Source organism: Pseudidiomarina sediminum DSM 21906 (genome assembly GCF_000423165.1).
Lineage (GTDB): Bacteria > Pseudomonadota > Gammaproteobacteria > Enterobacterales > Alteromonadaceae > Pseudidiomarina > Pseudidiomarina sediminum.
In genome coordinates this window covers 245,956-259,388 of sequence record NZ_AUHL01000005.1, presented here as the reverse complement: position 1 = coordinate 259,388, position 13,433 = coordinate 245,956, and the positions used below count along the sequence as shown (strand labels likewise).

The 13,433-nt window shown below is 49.9% G+C and carries 14 protein-coding genes; 11 read left to right on the top strand and 3 right to left on the bottom strand.

The annotated features are described in order from the left end of the window. Positions 1 to 77 precede the first annotated feature (77 nt). The 6 genes from ffh (at position 78) to tyrA (ending at position 4,770) form a co-directional block, all read left to right on the top strand. The gene (gene ffh, locus G535_RS0101130; protein ID WP_026860382.1) at positions 78 to 1,451 is read left to right on the top strand and encodes a signal recognition particle protein; all 1,374 of its coding nucleotides are present in this window, start codon (positions 78 to 80) and stop codon (positions 1,449 to 1,451) included. A gap of 107 nt (positions 1,452 to 1,558) precedes the next feature. Beyond that, entirely contained in the window at positions 1,559 to 1,807 is a 249-nt protein-coding gene (rpsP, locus tag G535_RS0101125) for a 30S ribosomal protein S16 (RefSeq protein ID WP_026860381.1), read from the top strand. Positions 1,808 to 1,832: 25 nt separating this feature from the next. Then, positions 1,833 to 2,363: a ribosome maturation factor RimM gene (gene rimM / locus G535_RS0101120; RefSeq protein ID WP_026860380.1), complete on the top strand. Its 531-nt coding sequence runs from the start codon at positions 1,833 to 1,835 to the stop codon at positions 2,361 to 2,363. Next, positions 2,363 to 3,133 carry a tRNA (guanosine(37)-N1)-methyltransferase TrmD gene (trmD, locus tag G535_RS0101115; RefSeq protein ID WP_026860379.1) on the top strand — a complete coding sequence of 257 codons (771 nt, stop codon included), beginning with the start codon at positions 2,363 to 2,365 and terminating at the stop codon, positions 3,131 to 3,133. Before rimM ends, trmD begins: the two co-directional genes overlap by 1 nt. 20 nt (positions 3,134 to 3,153) lie before the next feature. Further along, on the top strand, positions 3,154 to 3,513 hold the full coding sequence (rplS, locus tag G535_RS0101110; RefSeq protein ID WP_026860378.1) for a 50S ribosomal protein L19: 360 nt from the start codon (positions 3,154 to 3,156) through the stop codon (positions 3,511 to 3,513). Between the two features lie 102 nt (positions 3,514 to 3,615). Next, positions 3,616 to 4,770: a bifunctional chorismate mutase/prephenate dehydrogenase gene (gene tyrA / locus G535_RS0101105; RefSeq protein ID WP_026860377.1), complete on the top strand. Its 1,155-nt coding sequence runs from the start codon at positions 3,616 to 3,618 to the stop codon at positions 4,768 to 4,770. Here the strand turns inward: tyrA and G535_RS0101100 are convergent. After that, on the bottom strand, positions 4,717 to 5,094 hold the full coding sequence (locus tag G535_RS0101100; protein ID WP_026860376.1) for a response regulator: 378 nt from the start codon (positions 5,092 to 5,094) through the stop codon (positions 4,717 to 4,719). The genes tyrA and G535_RS0101100 overlap by 54 nt on opposite strands. Before the next feature lie 170 nt (positions 5,095 to 5,264). On the opposite strand from G535_RS0101100, the gene G535_RS0101095 reads away from it, so the two are divergent. Then, the gene (locus G535_RS0101095) at positions 5,265 to 5,894 is read left to right on the top strand and encodes a cytochrome b/b6 domain-containing protein (protein ID WP_026860375.1); all 630 of its coding nucleotides are present in this window, start codon (positions 5,265 to 5,267) and stop codon (positions 5,892 to 5,894) included. 5 nt (positions 5,895 to 5,899) lie between these two features. On the opposite strand, the gene G535_RS0101090 is transcribed toward G535_RS0101095, so the two are convergent. After that, entirely contained in the window at positions 5,900 to 6,364 is a 465-nt protein-coding gene (locus tag G535_RS0101090; RefSeq protein ID WP_034727164.1) for a c-type cytochrome, read from the bottom strand. 181 nt (positions 6,365 to 6,545) lie between these two features. On the opposite strand from G535_RS0101090, the gene G535_RS0101085 reads away from it, so the two are divergent. The 4 genes from G535_RS0101085 (at position 6,546) to G535_RS12595 (ending at position 13,069) form a co-directional block, all read left to right on the top strand. Beyond that, entirely contained in the window at positions 6,546 to 9,638 is a 3,093-nt protein-coding gene (locus tag G535_RS0101085) for an amidohydrolase family protein (protein ID WP_026860373.1), read from the top strand. A 2-nt stretch (positions 9,639 to 9,640) separates the two neighbouring features. Beyond that, positions 9,641 to 10,924: an amidohydrolase family protein gene (locus tag G535_RS0101080; RefSeq protein ID WP_026860372.1), complete on the top strand. Its 1,284-nt coding sequence runs from the start codon at positions 9,641 to 9,643 to the stop codon at positions 10,922 to 10,924. A gap of 154 nt (positions 10,925 to 11,078) precedes the next feature. Further along, positions 11,079 to 11,384: an STAS domain-containing protein gene (locus G535_RS0101075; RefSeq protein ID WP_026860371.1), complete on the top strand. Its 306-nt coding sequence runs from the start codon at positions 11,079 to 11,081 to the stop codon at positions 11,382 to 11,384. Positions 11,385 to 11,413: 29 nt separating this feature from the next. Continuing rightward, the gene (locus G535_RS12595; protein ID WP_051206878.1) at positions 11,414 to 13,069 is read left to right on the top strand and encodes an ATP-binding SpoIIE family protein phosphatase; all 1,656 of its coding nucleotides are present in this window, start codon (positions 11,414 to 11,416) and stop codon (positions 13,067 to 13,069) included. Here G535_RS12595 and G535_RS0101065 read toward each other — a convergent pair. Beyond that, positions 13,066 to 13,413, bottom strand: a complete 348-nt coding sequence (locus G535_RS0101065) for a translation initiation factor (protein ID WP_241970471.1) — start codon at positions 13,411 to 13,413, stop codon at positions 13,066 to 13,068. The genes G535_RS12595 and G535_RS0101065 overlap by 4 nt on opposite strands. Positions 13,414 to 13,433 lie beyond the last annotated feature (20 nt).

The following is a 13,433-nucleotide window of genomic DNA, read 5'->3' as shown; positions in this document are numbered from 1 at the left end:
GGAGCGAAACTTTGCTTGAATTACGCTATAATCGCCGCCAGATCATTGTCAGCTAGCAGTTAGATGGACAGTAAGCCATGTTTGAGAATTTAAGTGAACGCCTGTCGCAGTCGTTAAAGAACATTACCGGTCGAGGTCGTTTGACCGACGACAACATCAAAGACACCTTGCGTGAAGTGCGTATGGCTTTGCTTGAAGCCGACGTTGCACTGCCGGTGGTCCGTGAATTTATTAAACGGGTGAAAGAACGCGCAGTAGGCACTGAAGTGAATAAGAGCCTCACGCCAGGCCAAGTGTTTCTGAAAATTGTTCAGCAAGAACTTGAACACGCCATGGGTGAAGGCAATGTGCCGTTAAACTTGGCCACGCAACCGCCGGCTGTGATTTTGATGGCGGGTTTACAAGGTGCGGGTAAAACCACCAGTGTCGGTAAACTCGCGCGTTATTTACGTGAGCGTGAAAAGAAAAAAGTTTTGGTGGTTTCTGCTGACGTTTATCGTCCTGCGGCGATTAAACAGCTGGAAACGCTCGCGCAGGAAGTTGAAGTTGAGTTTTTCCCTTCATCGACGGACCAGCGTCCGGTGGCGATTGCCGAAGCAGCGATCAGCCATGCGCGGAAAAAGTTCATTGATGTGGTGTTGGTGGATACCGCCGGTCGTACTGCGGTAGATGAAGCCATGATGGCGGAAATCAAAGAGCTCCATGCGGCAATCACACCGATTGAAACCTTGTTCGTGGTGGATGCCATGACCGGTCAAGATGCGGCGAATACCGCGCAAGCCTTTAACGAAGCGTTACCCTTAACAGGTGTCATCCTGACGAAGACCGACGGTGATGCGCGTGGTGGTGCAGCGTTATCGATTCGACACATTACCGGTAAGCCAATTAAGTTTTTAGGTGTTGGTGAGAAAAACACGGCGCTTGAACCTTTCCATCCTGAACGCGTTGCATCGCGTATTTTGGGAATGGGAGACGTGCTCTCACTGATTGATGAACTAGAGCAAAAAGTTGATCGCAGTAAAGCCGAACGTGTTGCCAAAAAAGTGATGAAAGAAGGGAAGTTTTCGTTGGAAGACTTCCGTGAACAGTTGGCGCAAATGCGTGACATGGGCGGCATGATGGGGCTCATGGACAAATTGCCTGGTATGGGCAAAATGACTGCGCAAATGAAAGGTCAACTGGATGACAAAATGACGGTGCGTATGGAAGCTATCATTAGTTCCATGACACCGAAAGAACGTGAATACCCTGATTTGATTAAAGGTTCACGTAAACGTCGTATCGCTGCTGGTTCTGGAACGCAGATCCAGGACGTCAATAAATTATTGAAGCAATTCATGCAAATGCAGAAGATGATGAAAAAAATGAAAGGCGGCGGCATGGCGAAGATGATGCGCAGCATGGGCGGAATGGGCGGCAAATTGCCCCCCGGAATGTTCCCTAAGCGCTAGAGAATACTTGCATTCGGAAGAAAAATCGGTAGAATTGCCGGGCTCTTCGACCCCGGTCGGAGATTTTTCTATTTACTTAACATTATAAAACTGTATCGAGGAACGTAATGGTAACCATTCGTTTACAACGCGGCGGCGCTAAAAAGCGTCCATTCTACCAAATGGTAGTGACCGACAGTCGCAATGCCCGCGACGGTCGTTTCATTGAAAATGTAGGCTTCTTCAACCCGCTAGCGCGTGGTCAAGAAGAGAAATTACGTGTAGATCTTGAGCGTGTTGATCACTGGGTTGGTCACGGCGCAACAGTATCTGAGCGCGTAGCTAAGCTTTTAAAAGATGCGCGTAGCGCAGCTTAATCAACGATATCGAAGATAGGTAGCTATGAATCAACCTTCTGAACACGTAGTCATTGGCCAACTTGGGGCAGTGTACGGCGTAAAAGGCTGGCTAAAAATTCAAAGCTATACTGATGACGTTGAAGCCATTTTTGATTATCACCCTTGGCAAATTCGTAAGCAGGGACAAGTGCAAGAAATCCAAGTCGAGGAATGGCGTCGACATAACAAAGGATTGATTGCGAAGCTTGTTGGTGTCGAAGATCGTGATGCCGCGCACTTATTTACGGGTGCTGACATTGTGATTGCGGCGGAACAGCTGCCTGAATTGCCAGAGGATGAATTTTACTGGCGCGACCTGATGGGCATGACCGTGGTGAATACCGACGGTTACAACATGGGTGTCGTTGACCAGATTATGGCCACAGCATCGAATGATGTGATGGTGGTGAAAGCGAACAGCAATGATGCATTTGGTCGCTCTGAGCGTCTGATTCCGTTTATTCAGAGTCAGTACATTCAAGATGTCGACAAAGAAAACAAACGCATTGTTGTGGATTGGCCGTCGGACTTTTAATGGCTGAGAAATTACAGGTCGGCGTAATTACGCTGTTTCCTGAAATGTTTCAAGCGATTACCGACAACGGTGTAACGGGTAGAGCCGTTCGCGATGGGTTGTTAGAGCTTCATCTTACGAATCCGCGTGATTTTACTCACGATAAACATCGCACCGTAGACGACCGTCCTTATGGCGGTGGGCCTGGTATGTTGATGATGGTGCAACCGCTCACTGATGCGATTGCAGCAGCCAAGCAACAACTAGGAGCCGATACCAAGGTGATGTATTTATCACCTCAGGGTCGCAAGCTTGATCATGCAGGTGTGCAAACATTGGCACAGCGTGACAAGTTCATCTTAATCGCCGGTCGCTATGAAGGCATCGATGAACGCGTGATTACACGCCACGTTGATGAAGAATGGTCGATTGGAGATTACGTGTTAAGTGGTGGTGAGCTACCCGCAATGGTCATGATTGATAGTGTAGCGCGTCTGGTTCCAGGCGTTCTCGGTCATCAGGGCTCAGCAGAAGAAGATTCCTTTGCCGCAGGTTTGCTGGATTGCCCACACTATACACGACCAGAAGTGCTCGATGGTGAGGCTGTGCCACCGGTATTACTGAGTGGCAACCATGAACAAATTAGACGCTGGCGTTTGCAGCAAGCTCTTGGTAGAACTTGGCTCCGACGTCCAGAATTGTTAAATGACCTAGCTCTGACTGACGAACAGCAACAGCTGCTCGACGCTTATATACATGAGCATCAAGCCGACGCTGCGGCGGGCGGTTAACCTAGGAAAGTGAGGCTATTATGGCAAAAGTAAGTCAAAATTTGATCAAAGCGATCGAAGACGAACAAATGAAAACCGACCTTCCGGACTACGCACCGGGTGATACAGTGGTCGTTAATGTTAAGGTTGTTGAAGGTAGCCGTGAGCGTGTTCAGGCATTTGAAGGCGTGGTTATCGCTAAACGCAACCGTGGTTTGCACTCTTCATTCACGGTTCGTAAAGTTTCAAATGGTGAAGGTGTTGAGCGTACATTCCAAGCGCACAGCCCAATCATCGACAGCATCAAAGTGAAGCGTAAAGGTGCGGTACGTCGTGCTAAGCTTTACTACTTGCGTGAGCGTTCAGGTAAATCTGCACGTATCCGCGAGAAGTTGTCATAAGGTTTCTCGCAAACCTGAAAAAACCCGCCTCTGGCGGGTTTTTTTATGGCCAAAATAAGGCACAATGAAGTCTCGCTTGCCCACGCCTTAGGAGTTTAATGAATGTCAGAAGCCACAGCATCCCCAGCTCAACGTTTAGCGCAGTTACGCGAAGCCATTGATGCGACCGATAGTGCCTTGTTACAACTTTTGCAGCAGCGCCGTCAGCTTGCCACTGAGGTAGGCGTGGTGAAACGCGCGCTTGGTCAGCCGTTGTATGTGCCAGAGCGTGAGGCTGCATTGCTCAGCGCGCGTCGTGCAGAGGCAGAGGCTGTGGGCCTTTCTCCTGATCTGATTGAAGATGTGCTGCGTCGTGTGATGCGAGAGTCATACTTGCAGCAACAAGCCGCAGATGTTCACCTTGAAGATAAAACCATTGTTGTCGTAGGTGGTGATGGTGCCCTCGGCGGCTTCTTTGCGGAACGTTTTGCCGAAGCTGGTGCTGAGGTATTTCGTCTGGGACCAAACGATTGGCAAGCTGCAGCGCAGTGGTGGCCCAAGGCTGATCTCGTGTTATTTGCGGTTCCGATAGACATTACCTGTGACCTGATCGCGCAACTACCGCCGCTGCCTGAGCATTGTGTGCTTGCCGATATTACCAGTATTAAAGTGAAACCTATGCAGGCGATGTTGGCACAACACCAAGGTCCAGTGGTGGGCTTGCACCCGATGTTTGGACCTCAATTGGCGACCCTAGCGAAGCAGTTGATTGTCGTGACGGATGGCCGCCAAGCTGAAGCCTATCAATGGTTGTTGGAAACGTTAAAGCGTTGGGGCGCCCAGTTATATCAAACGACCGCTGCGCGTCATGACGAGGCAATGGGCTTTATCCAGGTGATGCGTCACTTATCAACGTTCGTGTATGGCGCACATTTACAAGCGGAACATGCCAATATCCAAGAACTATTGGATCTTAGCTCACCGATTTACCGACTAGAGTTAATGATGGTCGGACGTTTGTTCGCACAAAACGCTGACCTTTATGCTGATATTATTTTGGCGCACCCAGAAAACTTTGCCATGATGCGACGCTACCTCGATACCTTTAATGAGACATTAAGTCATCTTGAGCGAGGTGAAAAATCACAGTTTACGCAGAAGTTCACCGAAGTTGGGCAGTACTTCGGTGAATTTTCGAAGAAGTTCCTCGAGGATAGCCAGCGCTTACTCGCCAGTGCTGGCGATGCGCACCAACTCAGCAAGGTCGGCGGGAGCTAACGGCTTTTGGAGCAGATGGTGGGTGCCTAAACTCGCGTAGTGGGCGCGAAGGGCATCTGCCTGATGGCCAGTGACAATGGCGATGACAGCGCCTGACGGGTGCTGTTGTTGAATCTGTTGCAGCAAGGCTTCTCCGGTCGTATCAGGCAGTTCATGATCAAGTAAGATCAATTGCGGTTGTATCTGTGCTAACTGTTGTAAGGTCTCAGCTCCGCTCGCAGCGACGTATGTTGTGACGTGCGTAAACGAGCTAAGCATCGCTTTGACAACCTCTTGCGAAATGAAGTCATCGTCGACAATTAAAACACATAAATTTGATGCCACCGTGAAAACCTCCTCAACATCTCTTCGCTGGTTAACTTAACAAAGTCGTGACTAAAAAGCGATGTTATGGGGAACGAGCGAAATCATGCGCAGGATCAATTGAGCGTCTTCTCGTTGTAAGAAATTAGCGCTAACATAATGACGATCAATTTCGGCAAAGGCGAACAACAATGAAGGTAAAAATTTGGGATAGTTTTGTCCGCGGCTACCATTGGTTAATGGTCTTGGCTGTAGCAGGCCTTTGGTGGACGGGGGAAAACGGTGAGATGGAATGGCATCTAAAGATCGCCATTGTTTTAGGTAGCTTGCTACTTGCGCGTCTTGTTTGGGCATTAGTGGGGAGCGAAAATGCGCGTTTCCGCGCTTTTGTCCGCGGCCCGCGAGAAGTACTAGCACACGCGAAGCATATGCGTGCAAAGAACTATACCCCGGGTAATACCCACAACGCCATGGGGGGCTGGGCGGTGTTGGCCTTGTGGCTGGTACTGGCAGTGCAGCTTACCACGGGCTTATTCGCAACTGATGAGATCTTCTTCTCAGGCCCTCTTGCGAGTCTTGTGAGTGGCGATTGGCAAGGTACGTTGACCGATATTCATGAAGGGAATTTTAATGTGCTGCTAGCCTTGGTTGGCTTGCATGTTTTCGCGATTGTAGTGTATCGCTTGCGAGGCATTAATTTGTTGGCGGCGATGCTGCACGGAAAGCGAGAGAATGTGACTGCGCCACGTTTACGGCCAAGTCTTATTGCGTGGGCCGTGGCAGCGTTGCTCGCTGCCAGCGGCTGGTATTTCTGGGCTTAATCGCGTTAGTCTTTATATTGGTCGTGGCAACCTTTACAGTTTTTTGCCGCGGCCATAAAGGCTGAACGAATATCACCTTGGTCGCCAGAACGCGCAGCAACAGCTAGATTATCTGCATCTTTTTGGAAGTCTGCAGCGCGCTGTTGGAAGTCATCCCAATTATCCCAAATTGCTGGCAAAGCATCAGTATTGTCGCCTGGCATTGCGCCTTCTTGTGAGAAACCTGTCCAAGGTACACCGGCAAGCTTGGCAAAGGTTTCTGCGCGCTCAGCGAAAATGGCTGCATCAAATGCCACATCACCTTTCACCATATCGCCCATGTAAGCAAAGTTGTTTTGCATAATAGAAAAGGCTTTTTGGCGGTACTCAACGGCTTTGTCCGCATCATTAAAGGCGTGCTGTGCAAGCACTGCTGTACTGCCGGCGATAGCAAGAGCAACCACAGTCGTTTTAACTACTTTTGATAACATGAAACAACTCCTCTGTATTAAATATTGCAGCTCAATCATCATACAACGCTTTACCGATTGAACTACGCTGTTTATCCCTTAATGGATTGCGCTTAACGCATCATTCCACTTAATGTAAGCTAGTTAACAATTATTTTAAACCTAAAACCTTACCGAACAAGAACAATTCAAGGGGATAACGATGCTTAGAAGTAACCGCCTGAGTAAGTTGGCGGTGGCGATGTGCGCAGCGCTGCCAGCGTTAGCCAGCGCGTCGCAAACCACCACCATACAGGGGCTTCATGACAATTCGTCGCAGTTTGTGGCATTGCAAAACGCGACCATCGTCACCGAACCAGGTACCACCTTAGAAAACGCGACGCTCGTTATTCGCAACGGCAAAGTTGAACGCATTAACAAAAATAACCGCGCACCAGAAGGCGCGCGCGTGATCGATTTAACCGGCCATACGATTTATCCGGGCTTTATCGACGCCTACAGCAATTACGGCGTACCGACCCCAGAGCAGGCGCAGCGGGGACCTTGGTTCTCAACCAAGCCGCAGTACAATAATAAACGCGAAGGCGGAAATGCCGCGAACGACGCCATTCATGCCCAAAAACAGTGGGTCGATGCCGCTGCCAGCGACACCAAGGCAGCGCAAGACTATATTGCTCAAGGCTTTACGGCGGTGCAAAGTGCGCGGCTTGACGGTATTTTCCAAGGCCAAGCGGTCACGCTATCACTGGCAGATAAGATTGCCAACAACGTGATTTATCGTGCGCAAGCGCGTCACTTTGGCTCGTTTGATAAGGGCACGTCGCAACAGCAATACCCTAGCTCATTAATGGGTTCTATCGCCTTAATCCGACAAACTTTGTCCGATGCCAATTGGTACGAGCAAGCGTACGGCAAAGATAGCTACAACGGTCCGGTTGAATATAACGCGGCGTTGGCAGAGCTTGCCCCGATTGAACGTGAAGGTATGGTATTTAAAGTCGCTGATGATAAGTCATTGTTACGCGCACACACGCTGTTTAGCAGCTTTGAAGTGCCAGTCACTTACGTTGGCTCAAACTATGAATACAGTCGCCTCGACGCCATTAAGGCCACGCAATCGTCGATTATTTTGCCGTTGAACTTCCCGGCAGCGCCTGAGCTTTCTGGCGTAAACGATGACCTTGATGTTGACTTAGCTGATTTGCGTCATTGGGAGCGTGCTCCGGGGAATGCTGCCGCGCTGGCCGCAGCCGATATTGATTTCTCCTTTACCTTGCACCAATTGGGTAAAGCCGCTGATTTTTGGCCAAACCTACGTAAAGCGATTGCCCATGGCCTAAGTGCTGAGCGTGCTTTAGCTGCTTTGACAACAGTTCCGGCGCAGATTGCCGGGGTGAGTGACAAAGCAGGCCGCTTAGCGCCTGGATACATGGCTGACTTTGTTGTTGCTGAGGGGGACCTGTTTACTGAAGGGACGATTAAGTCGGTCTGGTTACAAGGTGAAGAAACTGAGTTCGCCCCTTTGCGTCGCGCTGATTTTGCCGGTGAGTTGCAGGCCACCATCGCTGGTGCAAGCGTGAGCTTTGTTTTACAAGGTGAAAGCCGCGTCAGTGGCAGTTTGAAGCAAGGTGAGGAGAGCAGCAAGCTGCGTTCGGTGCGTCGTGATGATGGCACCTTAAGCTTTGTGGTTGACGCCAACTTGGCAGGACAGCAAGGTGCTTGGCGTGTGCGTTTGGAACAAGCTGCGGAGCAACGTTTTAGCGGCATTGCCATTGCCCCGGATGGCAGTTCGCACGCGTTTGATGCGCAACGTCAGGTCGATACCACCGCTGCAGATGCAACGGCCGCATCGTCGCCTCAGGCGACAGCGGATTATGTGAGCCGGTTGACCTATCCAAATGTGGCTTACGGCCTTGATGGCTTGCCTGAGCGACAGAACTTACACATTAAAAATGCCACGGTCTGGACCGCTGATGAGGCGGGGGTGTTAGAAAACACCGATATTTTGGTACGCAATGGTGAGTTTTATCGCATTGGTCAGGACTTGAACACGCCGTCGGGCTACACCGTGATTGATGCCTCTGGCATGCATGTAACGCCAGGTATCATCGATGAGCATTCGCATATTGCGATTGACCGTGGCGTCAATGAAGGCTCAGAGGCGATTACCGCTGAAGTCCGCATTGGTGACGTGCTTAACCCTGATGATATTCATATTTATCGTTCGCTCGCGGGCGGTACAACAATGGCGCAACTGCTCCATGGTTCAGCGAACCCAATGGGCGGACAAGCACAGGTGATTAAACTGCGCTGGGGCGCAACCGCGGATCAAATGAAGTTTGATGCAGCGCCGCCGTCAATTAAATTTGCACTCGGTGAGAACGTTAAGCAAAGCCGCTACCCATCGTGGCTCAGTACGCGTTACCCACAAACGCGTATGGGCGTTGAAACCTTGATGCGAGATGGCTTTACTGCGGCGCTTGAGTATCGCGAGCGCATGCAAGCTTACGAAAAACTTAGTCGTAGCGAGCGCAAGCAGACAGCAGCACCACGCCCTGACTATCGTTTAGAAACCTTGCTAGAGATTTTAGATCGTCAACGTTTCGTGCATGCGCACAGTTACGTTCAGTCTGAAATTCTAATGCTGCTGCGTTTGGCAGAAGAGTTCAACTTCACTCTGACCACCTTTACGCACATTCTTGAGGGCTACAAAGTGGCCTCAGAAATGGCGAAGCATGGTGCCGGTGGCTCAACCTTTGCCGATTGGTGGGCGTACAAATTTGAGGTCTATGATGCGATTCCGCAAAACGCCTGTTTGATGGCCGATAAAGGCGTACTGACCAGCGTCAACTCTGATAGTAATGACTTACAACGCCGCCTAAATACCGAAGCTGCGAAGTCAGTGACTTACTGCGGCATGGATGAGCATGAAGCCTTGAAAATGGTGACATTGAATCCAGCGAAGCAGCTAAAAATAGACGCGTATGTCGGCAGTATCAAAGAAGGCAAGCATGCTGACTTTGTGATCTGGAATCATCACCCATTGAGTTCGTACGCGCGGGTGGAACAGACCTGGATCAACGCCCGTAACTTCTTTAACCGTGAGCAGGATCAAGCCTTACGTGTCGCGCTGCGCGATGAAAAACAAGCGCTGATCCAAAAAGTACTTGCTGATCCGAATGCGAGCAAGGGGGCAGCTAATGGCTATAAGCCAGAGCAACCTACTTGGCATTGTGATACTGAGCACGATACTTGGTTACAGACGTTTACCGCTCATAGCCACGGAGACCACTAAGAATGAAGAAGTTAATGACTGCCGTGACTGCGGCAACTTTATCGCTGACCGCTGCCGCTCATGACATTGTACCGGGAGCACCACAACAACAACCGATCATGCTGCAAAATGGCACCTTACATACGGTTACAAATGGGGTGATGAACGAGGCTGATGTGCTCTTCATCGACGGTAAAATTTCTGCTGTCGGTGTTGACCTTGACGTACCAGCAGAGGCACTGGTGATCGATGTCACTGGCAAGCATGTGTACCCAAGTGTGATTGCGATGGATACCACGCTGGGCTTGCGTGAAATTGAAGCTGTGCGAGCCACCGAAGATGCCGGTGAAACGGGCTTCTTGACTCCGGAAGTTAGTGGTCACGTTGCTTATAACCCTGACTCTGAGGTTATTCCAACCATTCGTTACAACGGCATCACCCATGCGCAAGTTGTGCCGCAAGGCGAGTTGATTACCGGACGCTCAAGCTTATTGCAGCTCGATGGATGGACTTACGAAGATGCAGCTGAACGTTTAAACCTTGGGGTGCATTTAAATTGGCCACGTGTGGGTATCAACAATGCGTGGTGGGAGCGCCGCTCGCCGGAAGAACAACGTAAAGCAAATGCCGAAGCGCGGAAACAGGTCGAAGCTGCTTTTATTCAAGCAAAGGCTTACCACGACGCCAAGCAAGCCGGAGCGTTGAACGGTACCGACTTGCGTTGGGAAGCGATGTTGGGATTGTTTGATGGTAGTTCAACCTTGTTTGTGCATGCCAACGACAAACGCCAAATCGAAGAAGCGATGGAGTTCACCAAAGAGTATGGTTTTGATTGGGTACTCATGGGTGCGCGCGATGCGTGGCGGATGGCTGACCAATTGGCTGCTGCAGAGGTACGCGTGGTATTTGGCGCGCCATTCGGTTTGCCAAGCCGTCACGATGAAAGCTTTGACCAAGCTTTTGCTACGCCAGCTGCGCTCGCTGCGGCTGGGGTTGATTTCGCGATTAGTTACCCCGGCTATTGGGACGTTCGGAACTTGCCTTTTGCGGCGGGGAATGCCGCGGCTTATGGCTTAACCCCTGAACAGGCCCTACAAGCGATTACCCTGAAGCCTGCCGAGTTCTTAGGCGTTGCCGATCGTTTAGGGAGTATTGAAGTTGGTAAACAAGCAACGTTGGTGATTTCTGCTGGCGATCTGTTGGACCCGATTGGTCAAGATGTGGAACAGCTCTTTATTGAAGGGCGTCAGGTCGACTTGAATAACCGCCACAAGCAGCTCTATAGCAAATATAAGCAAAAGCCTTAAGCAAGTTGTTAAGATAAAAAGCCAGTTTAATTAAACTGGCTTTTATTTATCTTTTTGAACGTAAAACAAGTGGATATAACTTGTTTTTATTGGGTTGAGTTGGCACTATTTAGCTTCATTTCGTTCAATAATAACAATAATGAGTAGGTGGTTAATGTCTGTATCACGTCATATCTCTAACGATGGCAAAGATCTCACGCTTTCGATTCGAGGAAAGTTTGACTTTAGTATGGTTAATGACTTTCGACGTGCCTATAGCTCTTTGGGTGAAGAAACCCAACATGTCTACGTTGACCTCCGCGAAACTGAGTACCTAGATAGTTCAGCGCTTGGAATGTTGCTGAATATGCGCAAAGCAATTTGTGATCACGTGAATGCGATTCACATCATCAATTGTCGTCCGGAAGTAAAATCAATCTTAGATATTTCTCGCTTTGATAAGCTCTTTGTCATTGATTGATTAGGGGCGCGCACTGAGAGGCAGTCGTGATGCTACGTTCGTCCCGTCAATTAGTTATCGACATTTATTATGATGACTCCGTCTTTGCCCAACACGTTTGTGATGCGTTAAAACAGCTCGATATTGCCCGCCGTATTCGATGTATTCCTGTTGCTGAATGGTCTGCGCAAGCACAGCTGGTGCGTCCGTCCTTGTTGGTGGTTGAGACCGTTGAGAGCTTTCTGCTGCAGCGTTTGCGGTGTCCTGAGCAATTACTTATTGTGCCGAATGAGCTCAGTAGCAAACTGTTGATGCAATGGGAGGGCGATAGTCTTGCTTGGCAGCAGTGTAGCGGCACACGCGTAATACAACGGATAAAATCCGTTGCCGATGCCTTTAATAACAGTCGTCAACTGCAAGCCGTTCGAGAAAGCCTACTCTGGCATAACCAGCGTGTTGATCGCGAGCATGCGTTGGTCGAACATATCTTCAAAAATGCCCTTAGTCGTAATTATCTTGAATACCCGCATATTCGCACCTTATTGACCCCTGCAGCCAAGTTTAACGGTGATTTGTGCCTCGTAGCACCCGGCTCAACGGGAAGCCTCTATGTCTTGATGGCTGACTTTACCGGTCACGGGCTCGCTCCAGCAACAGGGGCTTTGCCTTTATCACAGGCATTTTTTGCCATGGTTGATAACAGTGTCTCGGTCGCAGAGATGGTGAAAGAATTCAACTATCGCCTCAATCAGTTGCTCCCCAATGAGATGTTTTGTGCCTGTTTTATTATGGAGTTGTCGGCTAATGGGCAGCGTGTTACCTATTGGAATGGCGGTATGCCGCCGGCGATAGTTTTGGGGGCTGATGGTGAAATCAAGCAACGGCTGAAGGCGCAGCATATGGCGCTCGGGGTGCTTGATAGCGATGCTTTTGAAGCCCATACCACCACGATTCAGACGCACTCCGATGACCGTATTGCGATGTACACTGATGGTGTCATCGAAATGTTGAGTCAGAACCGTGAATTTCTTGGCCTAGAGGCGCTGGAACGCTATCTAATGCGGTACTCGGGCTTGGACGAGTTTGATTTACTGGTGAAAAAGCTGGCGCAATTCCGCGGCGCACAACCGCTGCAAGACGATTTATCCTTGGCCATCTTGCAGTGCTGTCCGACTGGACTGGGCCCACAAGAAGAGCAGGATGAACTGGAAGTCTTACCATTTAGCTTCACCAGTCACCTAGAAGCGGAAGATTTAAAGCACCTCGATGTGGTGGCGACTATTCTCGGAGTATTGGGGCGCCTGCCGCCTATTCATCATCATCGCACCACGATTTACTTGCTACTGGCGGAAGTGTTTAACAACGCCTTGGAGCATGGTCTGCTGGGACTTGACTCGCGGATCAAAGCTGATCCTGAAGGTTTTGCCTACTACTATCAGCTGCGCGCGGAACGCTTGGCCCAATTGCAGTCAGGAAGCATTACGATTCGGGTCGAGTATGCGCGTGCGCACCACCGTTTGCGTTTTAATGTGCGCAATTCTGGAGCTGCATGGGAGTGGCCTGAGTTCGATGAAACGGCAGACGGCTACAGCAGTTATGGTCGCGGTATCGACCTGCTACGGCAACTCGCTACCGATATCGAGTGGCATGATGGCGGCCGGGAAATTAGCTTTACCTATTACGCGATACCGCGCAGCAAGCACTAGCCGCCGGCAAGCTTAGCGGTAAAGCCTTGTTGTTGTAAAAATTGCTGACACACTTCACGTTGATCGCCCTGTAATTCAATGGTGCCATTTTTTACACTCCCTCCAACACCGCATTGTTTACGTAAACGTTTGGCGTAGTCGGCGAGCAACTCAGGCTGGTTGGGCAAATCAAAAATGACCGTAACGCCTTTGCCTTTGCGTCCTTTCGTTTGGCGCTGAATGCGCACCGGCTGACGGGTGTTAGGTGCTGACGTAGACGCCTGTTCAGCCTCGTTTTCTGAGGCTGATTCTGATGCGGAGAAACCTAAATTTTTCAGTTGATCGGCAAAGCTGGACACAGTCACCTCAAATTTTCTTATTGGAA